The organism is Bradyrhizobium sp. PUT101 (assembly GCF_052043945.1).
Classification (GTDB): domain Bacteria; phylum Pseudomonadota; class Alphaproteobacteria; order Rhizobiales; family Xanthobacteraceae; genus Bradyrhizobium.
In genome coordinates, this window is sequence record NZ_CP197207.1 from 6,730,755 (window position 1) to 6,754,673 (window position 23,919).

Genomic DNA, 23,919 nt, shown 5'->3' on the forward strand with positions numbered 1-23,919 from the left:
GCCTGGCGGTCCCCCCTTTCGAAACCGCTGCGCGAACGAATAGGCTGGGCATCCGCATCATAAGCGGACGCCGGCGGGAGTGACGTTGCGATGGAAAACAGCCCCGATCCTGCTCCGCCGCTCCTTGAGGTGCGCGGGATCAGCAAGAGCTTTGGCGCCGTGCGTGCCCTGCAGGAGGTCGACTTCACGCTGCGCGCCGGCGAGATCCATGCGCTGCTCGGCGAGAACGGCGCCGGCAAGTCCACGCTGATCAAGGTGATCACCGGCGTGTTTCCCCGCGATGCCGGCACTGTCAGGCTCGGTGGCGAAGAGGTCGTGCCGCGCTCGGCCAAGGCGGCGCTTGGCGCCGGCATCGCCAGCGTCTACCAGGAGGTCAACCTGCTGCCGAACCTGTCGGTGGCGCAGAACCTGTTCCTCGACCGCCAGCCGATGCGCTTCGGCATCGTGCGCGAAGGCGAGATGCGCCGCCGCGCCAAGGCGCTGCTTGCGGATTTCGGTCTCGATATCGATGTCGCCGCGCCTCTCGGCAACTATTCGGTGGCCATCCAGCACGTCACCGCGATCGCGCGCGCCGTCGATCTCTCCGCGCGCGTGCTGATCCTGGACGAGCCGACCGCCAGCCTCGACCGCCATGAGGTCGAGATTCTCTTCGGCATCATGCGCCAGCTCGCGCGACGTGGCATCGGCATCGTCTTCGTCAGCCACTTCCTCGACCAGGTCTACGAGATCTCCGACCGCATCACCGTGCTGCGCAACGGCCGCCCGGTCGGCGAGCGTGAGACCGCCTCGCTGCCACGCCTCGAGCTGATCCGTATGATGCTCGGTCGCGAGCTTGCGGAGACGACCAGCGCGCGGGCTTCTGCCTCCGAGCATAAGGCGCGCGAGATCTGCGCGAGCTTCGAAGGCTACGGCAAGGCCGGCTACGTCGCGCCGTTCAATCTCGAGCTGCGCCATGGCGAGGTCGTCGGCCTTGCCGGACTTCTCGGCTCGGGCCGGACCGAGACGGCACGGCTGGTGTTCGGCGCCGAACGCGCCGATCGCGGGCAGGCCAGGGTGGAAGGCGCGGCAGTGCGGCTGCAGTCGCCGCGCGACGGCGTGCGCCACGGTTTTGGCTATTGTCCGGAGGAGCGAAAGACCGACGGCATCGTTGCCGAGCTCAGCGTGCGCGAGAACATCGTGCTCGCGCTCCAGGCCAAGCGCGGCCTCTATCTGCCGCTGTCGCGGCGCGCGCAGGACGAGATCGCGCGCCGCTACGTCAAGATGCTGGACATCCGCCCGGCCGATCCCGAGCGCCCCGTTGGCCTGTTGTCTGGCGGCAATCAGCAGAAAGTCTTGCTGGCGCGCTGGCTCGCGACCTCGCCGCGGCTCCTCGTGCTGGACGAGCCGACCCGCGGCATTGACGTCGGCGCGCATGCCGAGATCATCCGCCTGATCCGCGAACTCTGCGACGACGGCCTGACGCTGCTGGTGATCTCCTCCGAGCTCGATGAGATCGTGACCTATTCGGATCGCGTGGTGGTGCTACGTGACCGCGCCCATGTCGAGGAGCTCGCTGGAGAGGCGATCGACGTTGGCAACATTCTCGCGGCGATCGCCGCCGATGGCGCCGCGACCGCGCATGAGGGCCGGGCATGACCGCGCTGTTGCCGCGCCGCGGCCTTGCCCAGATCCTCGCGCTGATCATCGTTCTCGCGGTCGATCGCATGGTATCCCCGCAATTCTTCGACATGCGGCTTCAGGATGGCCGTCTCTTCGGCAGCCTGATCGACGTGCTCAATCGGGGCACGCCCGTGGCGCTGCTCTCGCTCGGCATGGTGCTGGTGATCGCGACGCGCGGCATCGATCTCTCAGTCGGCGCCGTCATGGCGATTTCGGGCGCCATCGCGGCGAGCCTCGCCGACAGCTACGCGCTGCCGATCGTGCTGGCGGCCGCGCTTGGCGCCGGACTCGTCTGCGGCTTGTGGAACGGCTTCCTCGTCGCCGTGCTTGGCATGCAGCCGATCGTGGCGACGCTGATCCTGATGGTGGCGGGACGCGGCATCGCCCAGCTGGTCACCGAGGGGCGCATCGTAACTTTTTCCTCACCGGACCTGGTCTGGCTCGGCAATGGCTCGGTACTCGGCCTGCCGGTGCCGGTCGTGATTGCCCTGGGCATGCTGATCCTCACCGCCGCAGTGGTGCGCGGCTCGGCGCTCGGGCTGCTGATCGAGGCAACCGGCGGCAATGCGCGGGCGAGCGAGCTCGCCGGCGTCGGCACCCGCGCCATGATCCTTTCGGTCTACGTCTGGTGCGGCGTCTGCGCCGCGCTCGCCGGCGTGATCGCGGCGGCCGACATCATGGGTGCCGATGCCAACAATGCCGGCCTCTGGCTCGAGCTCGATGCCATCCTCGCGGTCGTGATCGGCGGCACCTCGCTGTTCGGCGGCTGCTTCAGCCTCGTGCTCGCCGTGTTGGGGGCGCTCATCATCCAGACCATGAATACTGGCATCTTGCTGTCAGGCTATCCGCCGGAGTTCAACCTGCTGGTCAAGGCGGTGGTGGTGCTCGCGGTGTTGCTGCTGCAATCACCGAAACTGTCGGGGCTCGCCAGCATCGCTATGCGGCTGCGGAGGACCAAAGCATGAAAGGCCTGCCGCCCGTCCTCATCACGGCCATCGTGCTCGTTGCGGGCTTCGCGCTCTGCGCGATGCAGTTTCCCAATATCGCCTCGACGCGCGTGGTCGGGAATCTCCTCACCGACAACGCCTTCCTCGGCATCGTCGCGACCGGCATGACATTTGTGATCATCTCCGGCGGCATAGATCTTTCGGTCGGATCGGTGATCGGCTTCACCACCGTGTTCGTCGCGCTCGCGATCGAGCGCTGGGGCATGCCGCCGCTGGTCGCCTTCGTCGCCATTCTCGTGCTCTCGGCGGCCTTCGGTGCGGCGATGGGCGCGGTGATCCATGTCTTCGATTTGCCACCGTTCATCGTGACGCTTGCCGGCATGTTCCTGGCGCGCGGCGCGAGCTTCCTGCTCTCCACCGAATCGGTGCCGATCACCGCCCCGGTCTATTCCACCGTGTCGGACTTCGCGCTGCGGATACCTGGCGGGGGGCGACTGACCGCGATCGCGATCATCATGCTCGTGATCGTGATCGGCGGCGCCTTGCTTCTGCATCTCACCCGGTTCGGCGCCAATGTCTATGCACTCGGCGGCAACCGGACCACCGCGAGCCTGATGGGCGTTGCCGTCGGCAAGATGACGATCAAGATCTACATGCTGTCGAGCCTGCTCGCTGGCATCGCCGGCATCGTCTTCTCCTTCTACACCAGCGCCGGCTATTCGCTCTCCGCTGTCGGTGTCGAGCTCGACACCATCGCCGCCGTCGTGATCGGCGGCACGCTGCTCACGGGCGGCCAGGGCTCGGTGATCGGCACCTTCCTCGGCGTGCTGATCCAGGGCCTGATCCAGACCTACATCAATTTCGACGGCACATTGTCGAGCTGGTGGACCAAGATCGCGACCGGCGTGCTACTGTTCGTGTTCATCGCCTTGCAGCAGGGACTGGTCGCGCTGGCGCGCCGGCCGGTGGCCAAGAGCGCAGGAGCGGCGTCATGACCTCGCGCATCCTCGTCATTCCGACGCGGCGGGCCCACTCCAACCATGCGGAGGTGGCCCGTTCGATCGGCGTCGACATCATCGCCGGCCGCTATGCGGAAGGCACGCGCCTGCCGGGCGATGCCGAGATGATCGCGATGTTCGGCGTGTCGCGACCGGTGCTGCGGGAGAGCGTGAAGACACTGGTCGCCAAGGGCCTGCTCACCACCAAGGCGCGGGTCGGGACCGTCGTGCGCGAGCGCGGCGCCTGGAACATGTTCGATGCGGATGTGCTGGCCTGGCACCTCGACGCCGGCATCGACAAGCGCTTCCTCAACGATCTCGCCGAGATCCGTCTTGCGGTCGAGCCGCGCGCGGCCATGCTCGCGGCGACGCGGCGGTCGGAGGAAGACCTTGCCGAGCTCCGGCGCAGCATGGAGCGCATGCGGCGTGAGGCATCCGACTCGGTGAGCTTTGCCGATGCAGATCTCGCGCTTCACGTGGCCGTGGCGCGCGCCTCGGGCAATCTGTTCATGCGCTCGATTGGGCACGTCATCGAGGCCGCGCTGCGCGCGTCCTTCCTGCTCAGCGCCCCGGTTGAGCCGGAGGATCGCGACGCTGTGCTGCTGTGGCACCAGAGGATCGTCGATGCCATCGCGGCCCGCGACGCCGATGCCGCCGCCGAAGCGATGGTCTTCGTCATTCACAACGGAATGCATCGCCATGAGGGTGCCGCGATCGAGACCGCGCCTGCCGAGGCGCTGCCGTCGGCGGATACTGGAGAACAAGCGTGACAGACCTTCGCATCGCCATCGTCGGGTTCGGCAAGATCGCGCGTGACCAGCATGTCGGCGCGATCGCCGTGGTGCCGGGCGCGACATTGGCGGCCGTCGCCAGCCGCAACGCCTCGCTGCCGGAATTGCCGCATTTTGCCACCATCGAGGAACTGCTGGAGCACGGGCCGCCGATCGATGCGGTGTCGCTCTGCACGCCGCCGCAGGTGCGCCGGGCCCAGGCCGTAGCCGCGCTCGTCGCCGGCAAGCATGTCATGCTGGAGAAGCCGCCCGGCGCCGGCGTTGCCGAGCTCGATCCGCTGATCGCAATGGCGGCGGCGGCGAAGCGCACGCTGTTTGCGACCTGGCATTCGCGCCATGCGCCAGCGGTCGAGCCGGCGCGGCAATGGCTTGCCGAGCGTCGCATCGCCTCTGTGCACATCAGCTGGAAGGAAGACGTCCGCGTCTGGCATCCCGGCCAGGCCTGGATTTGGGAGCCGGGCGGCCTCGGGGTGTTCGATCCCGGCATCAATGCGCTGTCGATCCTGACCAGGATTCTGCCGAAGCCCGTGTTCGTCACCGCGGCCGAGCTGGCCTTCCCGGCCAATTGCCAGGCGCCGATCGCGGCGAACCTGACACTGACGGACATCAGCGGTCTGCCCGTGACCGCCGAGTTCGATTTCCGCCAGACCGGGCCGCAGAGCTGGGATATCGTCGTCGAAACGGATCAGGGCCGGATGACTCTGTCCAGCGGTGGCGCGCGTATGGCCGTCGACGGCACGGTGCTTGCCCAGGCGCCCGATGAGGAATATCGCGGACTCTACCGGCGCTTCGTCGAACTCGCGGCGACCGGCGCGAGTGACGTCGACCTGACCCCGCTGCGTCTCGTCGCCGACGCCTTCCTGCTGGGCAAGCGCACGATCGTCGAGCCGTTTGTGGACTGAACATGGCCGCATCAAAAATCACCAGAGACGCTTTCGGGGCGCTGCCGGATGGCCGCAAGGTCGAGCGCATCGTGCTGCGCGGGGAGGGTGGCTTCGAGGCGCGGATCATCACCCATGGCGCCGTCCTTCAGGCGTTGATCGCGCCGGATGCCCGGGGCGGCCTCGACGACGTCGTGCTTGGCCACGACACATTCGCCGGTTATCTCGCCGAACGAAAGTTTTTCGGTGCAACAGTCGGCCGCTACGCCAACCGCATTGCCAAGGGGCAGTTTTCGCTCGACGGTGAGACGGTACAGCTCGCCGTCAACAACGGCCCCAATGCGTTGCACGGCGGCCTCGACGGATTCGATCGCAAGCTCTGGGAGATTGCGGACCTCGACGAGGGCGCCGAACCCGCGGTGACGCTTACTTATGTCAGCCCGCATGGTGAGGAGAACTATCCCGGCCGGCTCGACGTGCGCGTGACCTATCGCGTCACCGGCCCGGCCGAACTCTCGCTCATCATGGAGGCGCGGACGGACCGGCCGACCATCGTCAACCTGACCAACCACAGCTTCTTCAATCTGGAAGGTGCAACGTCGGGCAGATCCGTTCTCGACCATGAGCTGACCGTCGCCGCCGAGCATTTCCTCGCGATCGATCCCACCGCCATTCCGCTGCCGGAGCCGCCACGCCCGGTGGCCGGCACGCCGTTCGACTTCCGCGAGCCGCGGCCGGTCGGCGAGCGTATCCGTGAGAGCGATCAGCAATTGCAGAGCGGCAGAGGCTATGACCACACTTATTGCCTCAGGCGCGACGGCAAGCTCGGGCTCGCGGCGCGGCTGGAGGCACCGCGCGCGGGGCGGATCATGGAACTGCTCACCGACCAGCCTGGGCTCCAGGTCTATTCCGGCAACTATCTCGATGGCACGATCTCGGGGAAGGGCGGCAAGCTCATTCGTCAATCGGACGCCATGTGCCTGGAGCCTCACATCTGGCCGGACGCGCCGAACCGGCCGGACTTCCCGAGCCCGCGCCTCGACCCCGGCGAAGTCTATCGCCATCATACGGTCTATCGTTTTTCAGTGAGGTCACCATGATGGAACAGGTGCCCACGACTGTGCTCTCGGACCATCCCTGCCATCTCGGCGAAGGGCCGACCTATGACACGACCACCGACACCGCCTGGTGGTTCGACATCCGCGAAGGGCTGCTGTTCGAGGCGCAGCTCGACAGCGGGAGCATCCGCGTCCACGCGCTCGGCCGGATGGCGAGCGCGCTGGGACGCATCGATGCGGAACGCCAATTGATCGTCGCCGAGGACGGTCTCTACATCCGCAAGCTTACCGATGGCGCGATGACGCTGCTCTGTCCGCTCGAAGCCGACAATCCCGCGACCCGCTCCAACGACGCGCGGGTGCATCAGTCCGGCACGTTCTGGATTGGCACCATGGGACGCAAGGCGGAGCCGGGGGCAGGCGCGATCTACGCGTTCCACCGCGGCAAGATCTCGCTGCTGTTTCCCCGTATCAGTATTCCCAACTCGATCTGTTTCTCGCCGGATGGAACGATCGGATATTTTGCCGACAGCGCGCGCGCCGTGCTCTACGCGGTGTCGCTCAATCCCGCGAGCGGCCTGCCGCGCGGCGAGCCGGAGGTGCTGTTGCGCCACAGCGGCATCGGCGGCTTCGATGGCTCGGTGTGCGATGCCGAAGGAAACATCTGGAACGCGTGCTGGGGCGCGAGCCGGATCGATGTCTATTCTCCGCAAGGCGAGCGCCTGCGCTCACTCAGCGTGCCGGCAAAGCAGGCGAGCTGTCCCGCCTTTGTCGGCCCGGATCTGTCGCGCCTGCTCGTCACCTCGGCCTGGCAGGACATGGACGCGACTGCGCGCGCCGCCGATCCGCAAGCCGGTTGCACTTTCTTGTTGGAGGCATCCGCGCGCGGACGCGCGGAGCCCGACGTCAAGCTCGCATAGGAGACCAGAGGCATCCCACGACCACGTTCTCGACGTCACGAAGAAACAGTCTGACACCCAAGGGAGTGAAACATGCTGAAACTGAAGACGACATTCCTCGCGCTGGCGCTGGCCGGCGCTGCCACAATGGCCACAGGCGTCACCGCCTTCGCCCAAAAGGCGACCGTCGGCATCGCCATGCCGACAAAATCCTCGGCGCGCTGGATCGACGACGGCAACAACATGGTCAAGGTGCTGAAGGAGCGTGGCTACAACACCGACCTGCAATACGCTGAGGACGACATCCCGAACCAGCTCTCGCAGGTCGAGAACATGGTGACCAAGGGCGCGAAAGCGCTGGTGATCGCGGCGATCGACGGCACCACGCTGTCGGACGTGCTCAAGCAGGCGAAAGCAAAAGGCATCACGGTGATCGCGTATGACCGCCTGATCCGCGGCACGCCGAACGTCGACTATTATGCGACCTTCGACAATTTCCAGGTCGGCGTCTTGCAGGCGCAATCGATCGAAAGAGGCCTCGGGCTGAAGGAGGGCAAGGGTCCCTTCAACATCGAGCTGTTCGGCGGCTCGCCCGACGACAACAACGCCTACTTCTTCTACAACGGCGCCATGAGCGTGCTGAAGCCCTACATCGACGGCGGCAAGCTCGTCGTCGCCTCGGGCCAGATGGGTATGGACAAGGTCGCGACCCTGCGCTGGGACGGCGCCACCGCACAGGCGCGCATGGACAATCTGCTCAGCGCCTACTACGGCAACAAAAAGATCAATGCAGTGCTGTCGCCCTATGATGGCATCTCGATCGGCATCATCTCCTCGCTGAAGGGCGTTGGCTATGGCAGTGCCGACCAGCCGATGCCTGTTATCTCGGGCCAGGATGCCGAAGTGCCATCGATCAAGGCCATGCTGCGCGGCGACCAGTATTCGACCATCTTCAAGGACACCCGCGACCTCGCCAAGGTGACAGCCGACATGGTCGACGCTGCGCTCGCCGGCAAGGAGGTCACCGTCAACGACACCAAGACCTATGAGAACGGCGTCAAGACCGTGCCGTCCTATCTGCTGAAGCCGGTGGTGGTCTACAAGGACAATTGGGAGAAGGTGCTGGTCGACAGCGGCTATTACAAGAAGTCGCAGTTCCAGTGAGACTGTTTCTTTTTTCCTCTCCCCGCGTGCGTGGGAGAGGCAGCTCTCTATGAGGGACGAAGCGTATGTCCACGTACGGCGTCATGCCCGGGCTTGTCCCGGGCATCCACGGCCTTCCTCGCAAGCGGTGGCACGTGGATGGCCGGGATAAGCCCGGCCATGACGACGTGGAAAAGTCCAGGAGAATGATCCGATGACCGCCATGCTGGAGATGCGCAACGTCAGCAAGAGCTTTGCCGGTGTGCAGGCGCTGCGCGACGTCAACTTCTCGGTTCACGCCGGGCAGATCCATGCCCTCGTCGGCGAGAACGGCGCCGGCAAATCGACGCTGATGAAGGTGCTCAGCGGGGTCTATCCGCATGGCAGCTACGAGGGCACCATCATCTTCGAAGGCGAGGAGCGGCGCTTCCGCGACATCAACGATTCCGAGGCGCTCGGCATCATCATCATTCACCAGGAGCTGGCGCTGATCCCGCTGATGTCGATCGCGGAGAATATCTTCCTGTCGCATCCGCCGTCGAAGTTCGGCGTGATCGACCGCGACGAGATCTACCGGCGCACGCGCGAGCTGCTGGTCCAGGTCGGCCTCAAGGAATCGCCGGATACGCTGATCACCGATCTCGGCGTCGGCAAGCAGCAGCTGGTCGAGATTGCGAAAGCGCTGTCCAAGCGGGTGCGGATGCTGATTCTGGACGAGCCGACGGCGAGCCTCAATGAAGCCGACAGCGCCGCGCTGCTCGAACGTCTGATGGCCTTCCGCGAGCAGGGCATCGGCTCGATCCTGATCTCGCACAAGCTCAACGAGGTTGCCAAGGTCGCCGACCACATCACGGTGCTGCGCGACGGCCGTACCGTCGACAGCATCGACTGTCACGCTGAGCCGATCCAGGAAGACCGCATCATCCGCAGCATGGTCAATCGCGATCTCGCGCACCGCTTCCCGGAGCGCAACGCGAAGATCGGCGAACCGGTGCTCGACGTCGCGAACTGGTCGGTCTATCACCCCATCCATCCCGAACGACAGGTGATCAAGAACGTCAATTTCAGCGTCAGGCGAGGCGAGGTCGTGGGCATCGCCGGCCTGATGGGGGCCGGCCGCACCGAATTCGCCATGAGCCTGTTCGGCCGGTCCTGGGGCACCAATATCAGCGGCAGCATCCGGCTCGAAGGCCAAGAAATCGCACTGCCGAGCGTCGCGGCCGCGATCGACGCCGGCCTCGCCTATGTCACCGAGGACCGCAAGCAACTCGGCCTGATCCTCGCCGACGACGTCCGCAAGAACATCACGCTCGCAAGCCTCGACCAGGTCGCACCCAGGCGGGTGATCGACGACATCGCCGAGCTGAAGGTCGCCAGCGACTACCGGAACCGGATGCGCATCCGCTGCTCCGACGTCTACCAGGAGACCGGCCAGCTCTCCGGCGGCAACCAGCAGAAGGTGGTGCTGTCGAAATGGCTGATGACGGACCCCAAGGTGCTGATCCTGGACGAGCCGACAAGGGGCATCGACGTCGGTGCCAAATACGAGATTTACTGTATCATCAACGAACTGGCGGAGGCCGGCCGCGGCGTCGTGGTGATCTCCTCGGAGATGCCCGAGCTGCTCGGCATCTGCGACCGCATCTGCGTGATGAACGACGGGGCGTTCGTCGGGGAATTCAAGGGCGCCGAGGCGACGCAGGAAGAAATCATGCGCGCCATCATGCGCAACGAACGAAGCAATGGAAACGGCGTGCCTGAGGCCGCGGAGATGGGAGGATCGCAGCCATGACCGACAAGACGGTGTCGCTGCCCGAGGAGCGCCGGCACGGCAGCTTCATCAAGAACAATCTGCGCAACTACGGCATGCTGATGTCGTTGATCGCGATCATGTTGTTCTTCCAGGTCGTGACCGGCGGCACGCTGCTGCAGCCGCTCAACCTCACCAATCTGGTGCTGCAGAACAGTTACATCGTCATCATGGCGCTCGGCATGCTCCTGGTGATCGTCACCGGCCATATCGATCTTTCGGTCGGTTCGGTCGCAGGCTTCATCGGCGCCGTCGCCGCGGTGCTGATGGTGACCTACAAGGTCGACTACACGCTCGCGTTCATCGCCTGCCTTCTGGTCGGTGCCGCCATCGGCGCCGCGCAGGGTTATTGGGTGGCCTATTTCAAGATCCCGTCCTTCATCGTCACGCTGGCGGGCATGCTGGTGTTCAAGGGTCTTGCACTTGCGGTACTGCAGGGCCAGTCGCTCGGACCTTTCCCGCCGACCTTCCAGAAGTTGTCCTCCGGCTTCATTCCGGAACTGCTGCCCGAGGCCGGCACGCTCCATCCGACGTCCATGCTGATCGGCGCAGTGCTCGCGCTCGGCCTGGTCTACGCCAGCGCCAAGGGGAGGTCGCGCGAGCAGTCGCACGGAATCGAGATCGAGCCCTATGGGTTCTTCCTCGGCAAGAGCATCCTGCTGGCCTGCGCCGTGCTCTATTTCACTTATCTGATCGCCTCGCATCGCGGCATGCCCAACGTGCTGGTCATCATGACCGCGTTGATCGCGCTCTACGGTTTCGTCACCCGCCGCACCGTGATCGGGCGGCAGATCTATGCGGTCGGCGGCAACGCCAAGGCGGCAAGCCTGTCGGGCATCAAGACCGAGCGGCTGACCTTCCTGACCTTCGTCAACATGGGCGTGCTCGCCGCGCTCGCCGGCCTCGTCTTCGCCGCGCGCCTCAACACCGCGACGCCCAAGGCGGGTCTCGGCTTTGAGCTCGACGTCATCGCCGCCTGCTTCATCGGCGGCGCCTCGGCCTATGGCGGGGTGGGGCGGGTCGGCGGTGCCGTGGTCGGCGCCATGATCATGGGCGTGATGAACAATGGCATGTCCATCCTCGGCATCGGCATCGACTACCAGCAGGTGATCAAGGGCCTGGTGCTGCTGGGGGCGGTGTGCATCGACGTGTATAATCAGCGGCGGTAGTAACTGCTCGTGTCCCCGCTCTGCAGCGCATCACGCCGCGGGAGCGGCGCGCTGCATTGCGTCCGGGGCACGAAAGTTCTCCCACGCGCTACTGCGTCGTGAACAACACCGCCGCGATCGCGACGGAGAGGCTCACCGCCGATACGGTCGCCACCGTCGACAATACCCCCATTCGCCGGAGCGCGATGGCGAAGGCGATGATGATGGGTGTGGCGGTCATCAACCCGATCTGTGCATCACTCATGTGATCATTCGCCATTCCGTGGAACTTTAAGCTGGTTCGTACTGCGATCCGGCCGGTCGGACGTTGCGTCGGCGCAAACAAGCGCCCCGCAATTCCATAGTTTGTCCGGCGACAAACTCGGAACCGGGCGGCCGGGCTAAGTCTGGCCGGTGTCCTGATCCGGAAAGACGATGTCGACGGCCGAGTGCGAACAACAGGAAAGCGGCTGGGGAATTCTGGAAGATCTCCCCGGCGATCCCATGATCTGGGTGCTGATCTTCAGCGAGCTCGTCGCCTTCGGCTTGTTCCTCGGCGCCTTTTCGGTCACCCGCGCGATCCACCCAGCGCTGTTCGCGGCCGGGCAGTCAGCACTCGATTCGAATCTCGCTGGCCTCAATACCGTCGTGCTGGTCACCAGCGGCTGGGCGGCGGCAAAAGCGGCGAAGGCCGCGCGTGTCGGGGAACGGCCGGTGGCGCGATACTGGATTTTCGGCGCGATGGCGCTCGGCGGTCTCTTCATCGCGATCAAGCTCGCCGAATATGCGGACGAAATCGGGCGAGGCGTCGGATTCGAAACCAGCCCGTTCTTCACGCTCTACTTCCTCCTGACCGGTTTCCATCTTCTGCATGTCGGCCTCGGCATCGTCGTCCTCGCCGTGGTCTGCCGCCGAGCCGGGATATCGGGCGTCGAGACGGCAACGGCGTTCTGGCACATGGTCGATCTGGTCTGGATCGTCATGTTCCCAATTCTCTATCTGGTGAAATGACGATGCCGGATCGTATCGACATCACCTGGATCGTGCTGATCGGCCTCGCGCTTGCGACCATCCTGCTGCCACCACTGGTGCCGCGGCCGCTGCTCGGCAACGCACTGCTGCTCGCCTTCGCCGCACTCAAGGGCCACCGGATCGCGCTCGACTTCATGGATCTACGCGCCGTGCCCGTGCTCTGGCGTGGCCTCGTCGCGAGCTGGATCCTGATCGTCCTGCTGCTTGCCTGGCTCGCCTCGGCCGTCGTCGCCCTGATCTGATGCGTTCATTGCGCCCTGACAAAGAACGGACCGGGCAAAGCGGCAATAAATCACACCATCGCGATTTCGCAGGAATCAAACCGGAAAGGATTGGCAATGGCTGAACGCCTGACCAAGTCGGCCGCTCGAAATGTTTTCTACGGCGGCTCGGCCTTCTTCTTCGCTATCTTCATAGGGCTGACGGCGCACAGCCATTATTACATGGCCACGACGTCGACCGACGCCACGACGCTGACATCGTCGGTCGCCCGCGGCAAGCATGTCTGGGAAAAGAACTCCTGCATCAATTGCCACACCCTGCTGGGCGAGGGCGCCTATTTCGCGCCTGAGGTCGGCAATGTCTGGGATCGCTGGGGCGGCAACGAGGACCCCGCCGCCGCGCGCGAGACACTGAAGGCGTGGATGCAATCGCAGCCCTCGGGCGCGCCAGGCCGGCGGCAGATGCCGCAGTTCAACCTCACCGACCAGGAGCTCGACGATCTCGCCGACTTCCTGCAATGGACCAGCAAGATCAAGCGCCAGGAATGGCCGCCGAACAAGGCCGGCTGAGCACGCTGTTTCCTCTTCCAAGACAGAGAGACCCGAGATGAAATATCAGACCCAGAAAGTCGCGATGCTGTACTTCTACGGCGCGCTGGCTCTGTTCCTCGCGCAGGTCCTGTTCGGCCTCGTCGCAGGGACGATCTACGTCCTGCCCAACACGCTGTCGACCCTCCTGCCGTTCAACATCGTCAGGATGATCCACACCAACGCGCTGATCGTGTGGTCGCTGATCGGCTTCATGGGCGCGACCTATTTCCTGTTGCCTGAGGAAACCGAGACCGAGCTGTACAGCCCGCTGCTGGCCAAGATCCAGCTCTGGATGTTCTTCGGCGCAGCAGGCGTGGCCGTGGTCGGCTATCTCTTCCACTATCACGAAGGACGCGAGTTCCTCGAGCAGCCCTTCATCATCAAGGTCGGCATCGTCGTCGTCTGCCTGATGTTTCTGTTCAACGTCACCATGACGGCACTGAAGGGCCGCAAGACCACGATCACGAACATCCTGCTGTTCGGCCTGTGGGGCGTTGCGATCTTCTTCCTGTTCGCCTTCTACAATCCTGTGAATTTGGCAGTCGACAAGATGTACTGGTGGTACGTCGTCCATCTCTGGGTCGAGGGCGTCTGGGAGCTGATCATGGCCTCCGTGCTCGCCTATCTCATGATCAAGCTCAACGGCATCGACCGTGAGGTCGTGGAGAAGTGGCTCTACGTCATCATCGGCCTTGCGCTGTTCTCCGGCATTCTCGGCACCGGCCATCACTTCTACTGGATCGGTGCGCCCGGCTACTGGCAATGGATCGGATCGCTGTTCTCCACGCTCGAGGTGGCACCGTTCTTCACCATGGTGATCTTCACCGTGCAGATGACCTGGAAAGCCGGCCGCAAGCATCCGAACCGCGCCGCGCTGTTGTGGTCGGTCGGCTGCTCGGTGATGGCCTTCCTCGGCGCCGGCGTCTGGGGCTTCCTGCACACGCTGTCCTCGGTGAACTACTACACCCACGGTACCCAGGTCACCGCGGCGCACGGCCATCTCGCCTTCTTCGGCGCCTATGTGATGCTCAATCTTTCCGTCATGGCCTATGCGATCCCGCAGATCAGGGGACGCGCGCCCTATAACCAGTGGCTGAGCATGGCGAGCTTCTGGATCATGTGCACTGCCATGATGGTGATGACTTTCGCGCTGACCTTCGCCGGCGTGGTCCAGGTTCACCTCCAGCGCGTGCTCGGCCAGGGCTACATGGACGTGCAGGACCAGCTCGCAATGTTCTACTGGGTCCGGCTCGGCTCCGGCGCGTTCGTCGCGATCTCCGCGCTGATGTTCGTCTGGGCCGTGCTGGTGCCCGGTCGCGCCAGGCAGGCGGTCATCCCCGGCGCATTGCAGCCGGCTGAATAGATGCAACTGGCGGCCGCGGTTTCCGCGGTCGCCAGCTTCCTGGAAAGTCCGGAGAAAGATCATGAAAGCTGCCCTTCACGAGGTCACCTCGGTGCCCGAGCTGCCGGCCTATGTCGTAAGCGGCAACGAATGCGCGCTGTTCGAGCACGCCTGGCGGCACCGGCTGCCGGTCCTGCTGAAGGGGCCGACCGGCTGCGGCAAGACGCGCTTCGTCGCGCACATGGCGGCGCGCCTCGGATTGCCGCTCCACACCGTCGCCTGCCACGACGATCTCACCGCAGCCGATCTCACCGGTCGCTATCTGCTGCGGGGCGGCGACACGGTATGGACCGACGGTCCGCTGACGCGCGCGGTGCGCGAGGGCGGCATCTGCTACCTCGACGAGGTCGTGGAAGCGCGCAAGGACGTCACCGTGGTGCTGCATCCCTTGACCGACGATCGCCGTATCCTGCCGCTGGAGCGCACAGGCGAGGAGCTTGCGGCGCCGAACAGCTTCATGCTCGTGGTCTCCTACAATCCCGGCTATCAGACGCTGCTGAAGGCGCTCAAGCCCTCGACGCGGCAGCGCTTCGTTGCCATCGAATTCGGCTTCCTGCCGTCCGAACAGGAAATCGCCGTCGTCTCCGCCGAAAGCGGACTGCCGCCGGAGCGCGTGCGGCCGCTGGTCGGGCTGGCTGGCCGGCTGCGCGCACTGAGGGGACACGATCTGGAGGAGGGCGTCTCGACCCGGCTCGTGATCTATTGCGCGACCCTGATCGCCGCCGGTACGCCGATCGCCGATGCAGTGCTTGCCGGCATGATCGAGCCGCTGACGGACGATGCCGACGTCAAGGCGGCGCTGCTCGACGTCGTCCGTGCCGTGATCGGGTGAGGCCAGTCCGATGCTCGACTTCCTCGAACTGGAGGAAACGGTCGGTCGCGCCTGGCATCGGATGGTCGGCGGCACTTCGAGCTACCCGATTCACGACGACCACGCCGTCACGCTCGCAGAGGTGAGGAGCCGGCTCGCTGTGATGTTCCGCGCGCTTGGCGGCGAGACCGGCGTTCAGATCGCGAGCGCAGGCGCACGCCGGGCAGGCCATCGTCTCGGCTGGCGGCAGCGTATCGGCCTCGGAGACGAGCGACTCGAGCAGCCGGGCCGCGACGCCGCAACCATCTTCCTACCCGATCGCATCGCGATCTTTCCCGACCGGGTCTTGAACGCAGCGCTCTATCGCTGGCTTGCGGCATGGTTCGCAGCCGCGCCGATGGAGGCGATCGCGGAAGCCGATCCGCTGCGGCGGGACCTTTTGGTGTTGCGGCGGGCGAGCGAGACCGCGGTCTGGGTGCTCACGCAATTCCCAGGGCTCGTCGCCGATTACGCGCAGCTTGCCGCCGCCACCGCCGAGGTCCGGCCTCGTCGTCCTTTGCCGCGCATCGAGCAAGAGATCGAGCAGATCGTCCTGGCCCTGCTCGGAACCGGAAAAGCGCCTGCAGGCAGGCTGTGGCCGGCGATGATGGGGACGGGCCCGCTGCCGGACAGGGCGCCGCCGGGCTATCGCTCGATCCTGCCGTGTCCGCTCTGGGGCGATTGCTGGACGCGCGAGCTCTCACCCGCACATGCGGGCGAGGACGAATGCGCACCGGGCGCGGAGGCCGCGGCGAAGGACGACCGAAAGCGCTTCGCCGTCCGCGAGCGCGAAGACTATGCAAATCGTCGCGATCCCTTCGTGCTCAACCGGTTCGAGAAGATCCTCGCGATGGCCGAGATGGTCAATGTCGATCGCCCGGCCGATGACAGCGAGGACGAGGATGCGCAGAAGGCAGCCGACGATCTCGAGGAGATCACGCTCAGCCGCCGCAGCGGCAAGCCGGCGAGCCGGCTCAAGTTCGATCTCGACCTGCCGCCGGAGGCCCTCGACGCCTCGCAGCTGAATGCGGACCTGACCTATCCTGAATGGGACTATCGCAGCAACTCCTACCTGCCGGATCATTGCCGGGTGCTCGGGGCTGTGGCGTCCGAGGAAGGCGAGAGCTGGACGGCGGATGACGCCATGCGCCGACACATTCGCCAGGTGCGCCGCCGCTTTGAGGTCCTGCGTCCGCGTCACGAAATGATGCGTGCCCAGAGCGACGGACATGATCTCGACCTCGACGCGCTGGTGCGCGCGCGGTGCGATCTGAGTGCCGGGAGCGGCGGCGCGCTCGATCGCATCCATGTCGCGATGCGCCCCCAAGGGCACGATCTCGCCGTCACGCTGCTGGTCGACGTCTCGCTGTCGACCGATGCCTGGGTCGACGGCTATCGCGTGCTCGATGTCGAGAAGGAAGCGCTGCTCGTGCTCGCGCACGGGCTGTCGGCTTGCGGCGATCATCACAGCATCCTGACCTTCACCTCGCGTCGACGTTCCTGGGTGCGGCTCGAAACTGTCAAGGCGTTCGGCGAACCCATGAGCGGAGTCGTCGAGCGCCGCATCGGGGCGCTCAGGCCCGGCTATTACACGCGGATCGGCGCGGCGGTACGCCACGCCTCGGCCGAACTCGCGCGCCAGCCGCAACGCAGGAAGCTGCTGCTCGTCCTCACCGACGGCAAGCCGAACGACGTCGACCACTATGAGGGGCGCTTTGCGGTCGAAGACACCAGGAAATCCGTGCAGGAAGCGCGTCGGCTCGGCATCGCGGTCTTCGGCGTGACGATCGACGCGGCGGCACAAACCTACTTTCCGACGCTGTTCGGGCGCGGTGGCTACGCCATCGTCGGCAACATCAGGCGGTTGCCGGCGGCGCTGCCGGCGATCTACCGGCAGGTGGCGCATTGAGGCTTAGAACAATATAGCCAGGTGCGAACTGTTGCTCAGGAATTGGGTATATGATCGAATGGCCGGATGGATCAGAAGGCCAAGGTCGATCGCGGTAGCCGCGTGACGATGCGCGACATCGCGAGAAGTTGAAGCGGATGCTGATTGCCTGCGGCGATGCGCTGATCGATTTCGTGCCAACACGAAACACTGAGGGACGCGAAGCCCTGATGCCGGCGGTCGGTGGTTCCTGCCTCAATGTCGCGATCGGAATGGCGCGGCTGGGCGCGCCGGCCGGTTTCGTCGGCGGCATCTCGACCGACCTGTTTGGGCGGATGATCGCCGATCATGTGACGGCCTCCAATGTGGATATCAGTCTCGCCACCCGCAGCGATCGCCAGACCACGCTCGCCTTCGTCCGTATCGTCGCGGGTGAGTCGCACTACGCGTTCTACGATGCCGAGACCGCAACGCGGAACTGGACCTACCGGCGCGGGTCCATTCCATTCGCAAGCGTCGAAGCCGTCCATGTCGGCTCGACCACGCTGGTCAACGACCAGGGCGCGGCCGAGACCGAGGCGCTGATCGCAGACGCGCGGGCGTCGTCCATGATCTCGTTCGATCCGAACTGCCGCCCCAACCTCGTCAGCGACAAGCCGGCCTATCTCGCGCGCATGGCCGAGTTCGCGGGAAGCGCCGATCTCATCAAGATGTCGGACGTCGATTTCGCCTATCTCTTCGGAGACGAGCCGTACCATCGGCGCGCGAGCACGCTGCTCGAACAGGGGCCAAGCCTCATCGTCATCACCCGCGGCAACAATGGCGCGATTGCGTGGCATGCGGGGGCAGGGCTGATCGAAGTCGCCGCGCCGAAGGTTGAGGTCGCCGACACCATTGGCGCGGGCGACAGCTTTCAGGCGGCGCTGCTCTTCGCTCTGCACAAGCAGGGGCGCATCGCTCGGCCGCAATTGAAGGCCATCGGAGCGGACGAGCTCCGCCGCTCACTGTCCTTTGCGGCAAATTGCGCCGGCCTGACCTGCACCCGTCCGGGTGCCGATCCGCCCTGGAGCAGCGAGATCAGCTGGAATTGGTAGACCGCGTCATGGCCTCGCGATGTCCGGGATGTCCCGGCGGAGTGCGGCCATGCGCCTGCTGAAATGGACAGGATAGGTCCGCACTGGCAAGGTCGTGCGTCCCGATGCGAGCCTGTCCTGATGACCAACGATCTCTGTTTACTTTCCGCTACCGAACTGCGCGAGCACATCAGCAGCAAGAAGGTCTCGCCGGTTGAAATTGTCCGCGCCGCGCTCGCGCGCGCCGAGGCGCTCCAGCCCGAGCTGAACTGCTTCATCACGATCTGCGGTGACGAGGCAATGGCGGTCGCGCGCGAAGCCGAGCGCAAGGTGATGGCCGGCGAACCGCTCGGCCTGCTGCACGGCATCCCCGTCACCGTCAAGGACATTGTCAACACCAAAGGCGTCAAGACCACCTTCGGCGCCGTTCCCTACAAGGACAATGTGCCGAGCGAGGACGCCGTGGCGGTGGCGCGGTTGCGCAGCGAGGGCGCGATCCTGATCGGCAAGACCACGACGCCGGAGTTCGGCAGCAAGTGTCTCACGGATTCGCCCTTGTTCGGCCGCACCCGCAACGCGTGGAGCGCGGAACGTTCCTCCGGCGGGTCCAGCGGCGGCGCGGCGGTGGCTGTTGCCAGCGGCATCGCGCCGCTCGCGATCGCGACCGACGGCGGCGGCTCGACGCGAATTCCGGCCGCCTGCAACGGCGTGGTCGGGCTGAAGCAGAGCAACGGCGTGATCCCGCACAGCCAGGCCCTCGATGTCTTCGGCAACCAGACCTATGTCACGCCGACCACGCGCACGGTCGCCGACACCGCGTTGATGATGCAGGCGATGGCCGGTGAGGATGCCTGCGATCCCTGGTCGATCGGCGTGCCCGTGCCTGACTTCATCGGCACTGCCGCCCCGCGCGGCGACCTGCGCGGGCAGAGGATCCTTTATTGCCTGACGCCGCCGGGCCGGCCGGTGTCCACTGAGGTCGCCGCCAAGTTCAGAGCGAGCCTCGACCGGCTTGCAGGGCTCGGTGCCGAGCTCGAGGAGTTCTCCGGCGATGGTTTCGACATCGAGCCGATCTGGCGCGCCATCAACCACACCGTCTGGCGCACGCGCTTTGCAGAACTTGCGGCCGAGCACAAGGGCCAGCTGAGCGAGGCCTTTCTCAAGCAGCTTACGCTCGCCACCGAAGTCAGCGGCGTCGACTACCAGGGGGCGATGTTCGCGCGCACCGCGCTGTTCCGCCGCGTGCAATCGCTGCTTGCGCGCGGGCGCTTCCTGGCGATGCCGACCCTCACGCGCACCGCGCTGCCGATCGAGCAGGATCTGTTCGGCAGCATCGAGATCGACGGGGCGCATTTCGACAGCGTCCGGCCGCATTGGTTCCCCTGGACCATGCCCTTCAACATGACCGGCCATCCCGCGATCAGCCTGCCCTCGGGTTTTGCCCGCGACGGCCTGCCGATCGGACTTCAGCTCGTCGGCCGCTTCCGGGACGATGCGGAATTGCTGCGCGCGAGCGCATTGTTCGAGGCTTCAAGCGATCTTCTGTCCCGCTGGCCGACTTGAGAAGAAGGGCATGCAGCAAGGGGCGTGCGTGCAAAGGACTTGCCTCCGGCGTCCGGACATGTTGATCGTGCCGTGGGTGAGCCCTGAAACCGAGCGCGCATGAGCGTCTTTGTCCTCCGACGTGTCCTGACCTTGCTGGCGACGCTGGTCGGCGCGTCCCTCATCATTTTCCTGGTGCTCGACGCGCTTCCCGGCAATGCCGCGCAGATGCTGATGGGCGCCGATGCATCGGCGGATGCGGTGCGCGCGCTCACCGTCAAGCTCGGGCTCGACCAGCCGCTCGCGGTCCGCTATCTGCACTGGATCAAGGGGCTGCTCGTCGGCGATCTCGGCAACTCCTATGCCTACGGCACGCCGGTCGCCAGCCTGATCGCGGAGCGGCTGGTGCTGACCATTCCGCTCGCGATCATGGCCATGACGATCACCGTAACGCTGGCGCTCTCCGCCGGCATTTATACCGCCGCCAATCACAACAAGCTCGGCGACGTCGGCGTGATGTCGCTGACCCAGATCGGCATCGCGCTGCCGAACTTCTGGTTCGCGATCCTGCTGGTGCTGTTGTTCTCGGTGCGCCTGCAATGGCTCTCGGCGGGCGGCTTTGGCGGCTGGGAGGACGGCATCTGGCCAGGGATCAAGTCGCTGCTGCTTCCCGCAATCTCGCTCGCGGTGGTGCAGGCCGCGATTCTCGCGCGCGTCACGCGCTCGGCGGTGCTGGAAGTGCTGCGCGAGGATTTCGTCCGCACCGCACGCGCAAAGGGCCTTGGCAAGCGCGAGGTGCTGTGGCGCCACGTGCTGCGGAATGCCATGATTCCCGTGATGACGGTGATGGGGCTGCAATTCGCCAATCTGCTCGCCGGCACCATCGTGATCGAGAACGTGTTCTACCTGCCGGGCCTCGGCCGCCTGATCTTCCAGTCGATCGCCAACCGCGATCTGATCGTGGTGCGCAACTGCGTGATGCTGCTCGCCGCCATGGTCGTCATCGTCAATTTCGTGGTCGATGTGCTCTACGCCTTCATCGATCCCCGTATCAAGGTCCACGACCTGTGAGTGCGCCCGTGGCCACTCCGATTGACATGCCGCTCGCGACGCGTCGTGTGCCGGCCCGCGCGTTCTGGGTCCGCGCGCTGCGCCACCGCAGTTTTGTCGTGGGCGGTGTTCTCAGCCTCCTTGTGCTCGGCTCCGCGCTGCTGTCACTGGTGTGGACGCCCTGGTCTCCTTACGAGATCGACATCGCATCGAAGCTCCGGCCGCCCTCGGCGGCGCATTGGCTCGGCACCGATTCCTTCGGCCGCGACATCGTCTCGCTGCTGCTCGCCGGTGCCCGATCCACCATCATGGTCGGCGTCATCGCCGTCAGTATCGGTCTCACCTTCGGCGTCACGCTCGGCCTGATCGCCTCGGCCCGGCGCGGCTGGACGGAAGAGATCATCATGCGCTTTTCCGACTTTACCTTCGCCTTTCCGGCCGTGCTCTCGGCGATCATGCTCGCCGCGGTGGTAGGGCCTGGCATGGTGACCTCGATCATCGCGATCGGCATCTTCCAGATCCCGACACTGACGCGGCTGACGCGCGGCTCGGCCAATGCGATCTGGGCGCGCGAATTCGTGCTGGCCGCGCGCGCGGCGGGCAAGGGGCGCTTTCGCATCACCATCGAGCACGTGCTACCCAACATCCTGTCGATCCTGATCGTGCAGGTCACCATCCAGTTCGCGCTCGCCATCCTCGCCGAAGCCGCGCTGTCCTATCTCGGCCTCGGCACGCAGCCGCCGCAGCCATCCTGGGGGCGGATGCTGAACGATGCGCAGACGCTGCTGTTCCAGTCGCCGATGCTCGCCGTCTATCCGGGTGCGGCGATCGCCGTCGCCGTGCTCGGCCTCAATCTCCTTGGTGACGGATTGCGCGACCTGCTCGATCCCAGACTGGCGCGGGAGCGGTGACGATGGCCGATCCCGCAACCATGCCGCTGATCGAAGTCAGCGATCTCGGCGTTCGCCTCAACACCAGCCGCGGGCTGGCACACGCCGTGCGCGGCGTCAGCTTCGCTCTCCAGCGCGGCGAGACGCTCGGGCTCGTCGGCGAATCCGGTTGCGGCAAGTCTGTCACCGCGCTGTCGTTGATGGGGCTGCTGCCGGACAGTGCGGCCGTCACCGGCAGCATCAAGCTGGATGGCAAGGAGCTCGTCGGGCTTTCGGACGCCGATTATTGCCGGCTGCGCGGCAACCGCATCAGCATGATCTTCCAGGAGCCGATGACCGCGCTCAATCCGATGCACACGATCGGCAACCAGGTCGCCGAGCCGCTGCGGCGTCACAAGAATTATTCGGCGGCGCAGGCGCGGCGCGAGGCGATCGCCTTGCTCGACCGCGTCGGGCTGCCCGATCCCGCACGGCGCGTCGACGCCTATCCCCATCAGTTCTCCGGCGGCCAGCGCCAGCGCATCACGATCGCCATGGCGCTCGCCTGTGAGCCCGACCTGTTGATCGCGGACGAGCCGACCACCGCACTCGACGTCACCATCCAGGGCCAGATCCTCGACCTCCTCGCCGATCTCGTGGAGGAGCGCGGCATGTCGATAATCCTGATCTCGCATGATCTCGGCGTCATCGCCGAGAACGTGCAGCGCATGATGGTGATGTACGGCGGCACCGTCGTCGAGAGCGGGCCGACCGACGAGGTGTTCCGCCGCATGGGACATCCGTACACGCAGGGCCTGTTTCGCGCGCGGCCGAAGCTCGGCGCACGCAAGGGGACGCGGCTGAAGACCATCTCGGGCACAGTGCCGGAACTCGCCGATTTGCCGTCCGGCTGCACCTTCTCCGATCGGTGTCCGCTGGTGATCGATCGGTGCCGCGCTGCGTTGCCGCCGATGGTGGACGTCGGCCCCGGCCACCTCGTGCGCTGCATCAGGACGGACGTGTCGATGGCAGAGCGCGTCGGAGCGCTGACCGCATGACTGCCGCAGCAGAACCGCTTCTCGACGTGAAGGATCTGGTGCAGCGTTACGCGCTGCCGCGCGAAAGCCTGTTCCGGCCGCCGGGACAGGTGCGTGCGCTCAACGGCGTGAGCGTGCGGGTCGCCGCCGGCAAGAGCCTCGGCGTCGTCGGCGAATCCGGATCGGGCAAGTCGACTTTCGCGCGGCTGGTGATGGCGCTGGAGCGGCCGACGTCAGGGGAGGTCGCGCTGCTCGGCCGCGATCTCAACCGCATCTCCGCGGACGAGCTGCGCCGCGCCCGGCGCGATTTCCAGATGGTGTTTCAGGACCCCTACGGATCGCTCGATCCGCGCCAGACCATCGCGCGCATCGTCGCCGAGCCGCTGACCGTGCTCGAAGGCGCCGACCGCACCACGTTCCGCGAACGCGTTGCCACTGTGCTGCGCCAGGTCGGCCTGCGCGATCCTGACATGGACAAATATCCGCACGAATTCTCCGGTGGCCAGCGCCAGCGCATCGCGATCGCGCGGGCGCTGATCACCCAGCCGAAGCTGATCGTGGCCGACGAGCCTGTTTCCGCGCTCGACGTCTCGGTGCAGGCGCAGGTGCTGAACCTGATGCTGGACCTCCAGGAACAGTTCGGCCTGAGCTACATCCTGATCAGCCACGACCTCGCCGTGGTCGACTATCTCTGCGACGAGGTCGCGGTGATGTATCTCGGCCGGATCGTCGAGCAGGGTCGGCCGGAAGACCTGTTCGAGCACGGCGCCCATCCCTATACGCGGGCTCTGTTGGAGGCTGTGCCGCGGGTGCGCGCCGGCGGTGGCCGGCGGCGGCTCGGAGGCCAGGCGATCACCTCGCAATCGGCGGCAACGGCCGGATGCCCCTATGTCGCGCGCTGTCCGCTCGCCGACCAGCATTGCCGCGAGGTTCTGCCTGAGCTACGCAAGGTCGGTGAGGGGCACCTTGCCGCCTGCCACAAGGCCGAGGCCGTGATGGCGTTGCCGCAGGCGGCCATGGAAGGTTAGTG

23 protein-coding genes are annotated in these 23,919 nt (G+C 65.6%); 22 read left to right on the plus strand and 1 reads right to left on the minus strand.

The window, feature by feature from the left end:
- Positions 1 to 90: 90 nt before the first annotated feature.
- The 10 genes from ACSHT2_RS32065 to mmsB all read left to right on the plus strand — a co-directional run bounded on the left by ACSHT2_RS32065 (position 91) and on the right by mmsB (position 11,355).
- Positions 91 to 1,635 (plus strand): sugar ABC transporter ATP-binding protein, encoded by a 1,545-nt coding sequence (locus tag ACSHT2_RS32065; protein ID WP_440638943.1) that lies wholly within the window; start codon positions 91 to 93, stop codon positions 1,633 to 1,635.
- Positions 1,632 to 2,624 (plus strand): ABC transporter permease, encoded by a 993-nt coding sequence (locus ACSHT2_RS32070; RefSeq protein ID WP_440638945.1) that lies wholly within the window; start codon positions 1,632 to 1,634, stop codon positions 2,622 to 2,624. The genes ACSHT2_RS32065 and ACSHT2_RS32070 overlap by 4 nt, the downstream gene beginning before the upstream one ends.
- Positions 2,621 to 3,601, plus strand: coding sequence for a galactofuranose ABC transporter, permease protein YjfF (gene yjfF / locus ACSHT2_RS32075; protein WP_440638947.1), 981 nt, complete (start codon positions 2,621 to 2,623; stop codon positions 3,599 to 3,601). The genes ACSHT2_RS32070 and yjfF overlap by 4 nt, the downstream gene beginning before the upstream one ends.
- Positions 3,598 to 4,374: a FadR/GntR family transcriptional regulator gene (locus ACSHT2_RS32080; RefSeq protein ID WP_440638949.1), complete on the plus strand. Its 777-nt coding sequence runs from the start codon at positions 3,598 to 3,600 to the stop codon at positions 4,372 to 4,374. Before yjfF ends, ACSHT2_RS32080 begins: the two co-directional genes overlap by 4 nt.
- On the plus strand, positions 4,371 to 5,297 hold the full coding sequence (locus ACSHT2_RS32085; protein WP_440638951.1) for a Gfo/Idh/MocA family protein: 927 nt from the start codon (positions 4,371 to 4,373) through the stop codon (positions 5,295 to 5,297). Before ACSHT2_RS32080 ends, ACSHT2_RS32085 begins: the two co-directional genes overlap by 4 nt.
- 2 nt (positions 5,298 to 5,299) lie before the next feature.
- A complete protein-coding gene (locus tag ACSHT2_RS32090; RefSeq protein WP_440638953.1) occupies positions 5,300 to 6,376 on the plus strand; it encodes an aldose epimerase family protein in 1,077 nt (358 codons plus the stop codon).
- Positions 6,376 to 7,254, plus strand: a complete 879-nt coding sequence (locus ACSHT2_RS32095; RefSeq protein ID WP_440642976.1) for an SMP-30/gluconolactonase/LRE family protein — start codon at positions 6,376 to 6,378, stop codon at positions 7,252 to 7,254. Before ACSHT2_RS32090 ends, ACSHT2_RS32095 begins: the two co-directional genes overlap by 1 nt.
- 72 nt (positions 7,255 to 7,326) lie before the next feature.
- Positions 7,327 to 8,397 (plus strand): multiple monosaccharide ABC transporter substrate-binding protein, encoded by a 1,071-nt coding sequence (gene chvE, locus ACSHT2_RS32100; protein WP_271526313.1) that lies wholly within the window; start codon positions 7,327 to 7,329, stop codon positions 8,395 to 8,397.
- Between the two features lie 193 nt (positions 8,398 to 8,590).
- Entirely contained in the window at positions 8,591 to 10,168 is a 1,578-nt protein-coding gene (gene mmsA, locus ACSHT2_RS32105; protein WP_440638955.1) for a multiple monosaccharide ABC transporter ATP-binding protein, read from the plus strand.
- The gene (gene mmsB / locus ACSHT2_RS32110) at positions 10,165 to 11,355 is read left to right on the plus strand and encodes a multiple monosaccharide ABC transporter permease (RefSeq protein ID WP_440638957.1); all 1,191 of its coding nucleotides are present in this window, start codon (positions 10,165 to 10,167) and stop codon (positions 11,353 to 11,355) included. Before mmsA ends, mmsB begins: the two co-directional genes overlap by 4 nt.
- Positions 11,356 to 11,443: 88 nt before the next feature.
- Here the strand turns inward: mmsB and ACSHT2_RS32115 are convergent, their stop codons facing one another.
- Positions 11,444 to 11,599 carry a hypothetical protein gene (locus tag ACSHT2_RS32115; RefSeq protein WP_091892367.1) on the minus strand — a complete coding sequence of 52 codons (156 nt, stop codon included), beginning with the start codon at positions 11,597 to 11,599 and terminating at the stop codon, positions 11,444 to 11,446.
- A 170-nt stretch (positions 11,600 to 11,769) separates the two neighbouring features.
- Here ACSHT2_RS32115 and ACSHT2_RS32120 point away from each other — a divergent pair, with 170 nt between their 5' ends.
- From ACSHT2_RS32120 to ACSHT2_RS32175, 12 genes are all read left to right on the plus strand, one after another.
- Positions 11,770 to 12,345 (plus strand): cytochrome c oxidase subunit 3 family protein, encoded by a 576-nt coding sequence (locus tag ACSHT2_RS32120; RefSeq protein ID WP_440638960.1) that lies wholly within the window; start codon positions 11,770 to 11,772, stop codon positions 12,343 to 12,345.
- Positions 12,346 to 12,347: 2 nt separating this feature from the next.
- Positions 12,348 to 12,608 (plus strand): cytochrome C oxidase subunit IV family protein, encoded by a 261-nt coding sequence (locus tag ACSHT2_RS32125; protein ID WP_440638962.1) that lies wholly within the window; start codon positions 12,348 to 12,350, stop codon positions 12,606 to 12,608.
- A gap of 96 nt (positions 12,609 to 12,704) precedes the next feature.
- Positions 12,705 to 13,157: a c-type cytochrome gene (locus ACSHT2_RS32130; RefSeq protein ID WP_131870107.1), complete on the plus strand. Its 453-nt coding sequence runs from the start codon at positions 12,705 to 12,707 to the stop codon at positions 13,155 to 13,157.
- A 37-nt stretch (positions 13,158 to 13,194) separates the two neighbouring features.
- Positions 13,195 to 14,541: a cbb3-type cytochrome c oxidase subunit I gene (locus ACSHT2_RS32135; RefSeq protein WP_440638963.1), complete on the plus strand. Its 1,347-nt coding sequence runs from the start codon at positions 13,195 to 13,197 to the stop codon at positions 14,539 to 14,541.
- Positions 14,542 to 14,602: 61 nt separating this feature from the next.
- A complete protein-coding gene (locus ACSHT2_RS32140) occupies positions 14,603 to 15,412 on the plus strand; it encodes a CbbQ/NirQ/NorQ/GpvN family protein (RefSeq protein WP_440638964.1) in 810 nt (269 codons plus the stop codon).
- A gap of 10 nt (positions 15,413 to 15,422) precedes the next feature.
- Positions 15,423 to 17,339, plus strand: coding sequence for a nitric oxide reductase activation protein NorD (locus ACSHT2_RS32145; protein WP_440638965.1), 1,917 nt, complete (start codon positions 15,423 to 15,425; stop codon positions 17,337 to 17,339).
- 137 nt (positions 17,340 to 17,476) lie between these two features.
- Positions 17,477 to 18,412, plus strand: coding sequence for a carbohydrate kinase family protein (locus ACSHT2_RS32150; protein WP_440638967.1), 936 nt, complete (start codon positions 17,477 to 17,479; stop codon positions 18,410 to 18,412).
- Between the two features lie 120 nt (positions 18,413 to 18,532).
- Positions 18,533 to 19,954 carry an amidase gene (locus tag ACSHT2_RS32155; protein ID WP_440638968.1) on the plus strand — a complete coding sequence of 474 codons (1,422 nt, stop codon included), beginning with the start codon at positions 18,533 to 18,535 and terminating at the stop codon, positions 19,952 to 19,954.
- 99 nt (positions 19,955 to 20,053) lie between these two features.
- Entirely contained in the window at positions 20,054 to 21,004 is a 951-nt protein-coding gene (locus ACSHT2_RS32160) for an ABC transporter permease (protein WP_440638969.1), read from the plus strand.
- Positions 21,001 to 21,894, plus strand: a complete 894-nt coding sequence (locus ACSHT2_RS32165) for an ABC transporter permease (protein WP_440638970.1) — start codon at positions 21,001 to 21,003, stop codon at positions 21,892 to 21,894. Before ACSHT2_RS32160 ends, ACSHT2_RS32165 begins: the two co-directional genes overlap by 4 nt.
- Positions 21,895 to 21,896: 2 nt before the next feature.
- Positions 21,897 to 22,910, plus strand: coding sequence for an ABC transporter ATP-binding protein (locus ACSHT2_RS32170; protein WP_440638971.1), 1,014 nt, complete (start codon positions 21,897 to 21,899; stop codon positions 22,908 to 22,910).
- Complete coding sequence (locus ACSHT2_RS32175; RefSeq protein ID WP_440638972.1) at positions 22,907 to 23,917, plus strand: ABC transporter ATP-binding protein; 1,011 nt, start codon at positions 22,907 to 22,909, stop codon at positions 23,915 to 23,917. Before ACSHT2_RS32170 ends, ACSHT2_RS32175 begins: the two co-directional genes overlap by 4 nt.
- Positions 23,918 to 23,919: the final 2 nt, after the last annotated feature.

Coding starts and splice junctions, on each gene's coding strand:
- ACSHT2_RS32065 (WP_440638943.1), top strand. CDS start 91: ATGGAAAACAGCCCCGATCCTGCTCCGCCGCTCCTTGAGGTGCGCGGG.
- ACSHT2_RS32070 (WP_440638945.1), top strand. CDS start 1,632: ATGACCGCGCTGTTGCCGCGCCGCGGCCTTGCCCAGATCCTCGCGCTG.
- yjfF (WP_440638947.1), top strand. CDS start 2,621: ATGAAAGGCCTGCCGCCCGTCCTCATCACGGCCATCGTGCTCGTTGCG.
- ACSHT2_RS32080 (WP_440638949.1), top strand. CDS start 3,598: ATGACCTCGCGCATCCTCGTCATTCCGACGCGGCGGGCCCACTCCAAC.
- ACSHT2_RS32090 (WP_440638953.1), top strand. CDS start 5,300: ATGGCCGCATCAAAAATCACCAGAGACGCTTTCGGGGCGCTGCCGGAT.
- ACSHT2_RS32095 (WP_440642976.1), top strand. CDS start 6,376: ATGGAACAGGTGCCCACGACTGTGCTCTCGGACCATCCCTGCCATCTC.
- chvE (WP_271526313.1), top strand. CDS start 7,327: ATGCTGAAACTGAAGACGACATTCCTCGCGCTGGCGCTGGCCGGCGCT.
- mmsA (WP_440638955.1), top strand. CDS start 8,591: ATGACCGCCATGCTGGAGATGCGCAACGTCAGCAAGAGCTTTGCCGGT.
- mmsB (WP_440638957.1), top strand. CDS start 10,165: ATGACCGACAAGACGGTGTCGCTGCCCGAGGAGCGCCGGCACGGCAGC.
- ACSHT2_RS32115 (WP_091892367.1), bottom strand. CDS start 11,599: ATGAGTGATGCACAGATCGGGTTGATGACCGCCACACCCATCATCATC.
- ACSHT2_RS32120 (WP_440638960.1), top strand. CDS start 11,770: ATGTCGACGGCCGAGTGCGAACAACAGGAAAGCGGCTGGGGAATTCTG.
- ACSHT2_RS32125 (WP_440638962.1), top strand. CDS start 12,348: ATGCCGGATCGTATCGACATCACCTGGATCGTGCTGATCGGCCTCGCG.
- ACSHT2_RS32130 (WP_131870107.1), top strand. CDS start 12,705: ATGGCTGAACGCCTGACCAAGTCGGCCGCTCGAAATGTTTTCTACGGC.
- ACSHT2_RS32135 (WP_440638963.1), top strand. CDS start 13,195: ATGAAATATCAGACCCAGAAAGTCGCGATGCTGTACTTCTACGGCGCG.
- ACSHT2_RS32140 (WP_440638964.1), top strand. CDS start 14,603: ATGAAAGCTGCCCTTCACGAGGTCACCTCGGTGCCCGAGCTGCCGGCC.
- ACSHT2_RS32145 (WP_440638965.1), top strand. CDS start 15,423: ATGCTCGACTTCCTCGAACTGGAGGAAACGGTCGGTCGCGCCTGGCAT.
- ACSHT2_RS32150 (WP_440638967.1), top strand. CDS start 17,477: ATGCTGATTGCCTGCGGCGATGCGCTGATCGATTTCGTGCCAACACGA.
- ACSHT2_RS32155 (WP_440638968.1), top strand. CDS start 18,533: ATGACCAACGATCTCTGTTTACTTTCCGCTACCGAACTGCGCGAGCAC.
- ACSHT2_RS32160 (WP_440638969.1), top strand. CDS start 20,054: ATGAGCGTCTTTGTCCTCCGACGTGTCCTGACCTTGCTGGCGACGCTG.
- ACSHT2_RS32170 (WP_440638971.1), top strand. CDS start 21,897: ATGGCCGATCCCGCAACCATGCCGCTGATCGAAGTCAGCGATCTCGGC.
- ACSHT2_RS32175 (WP_440638972.1), top strand. CDS start 22,907: ATGACTGCCGCAGCAGAACCGCTTCTCGACGTGAAGGATCTGGTGCAG.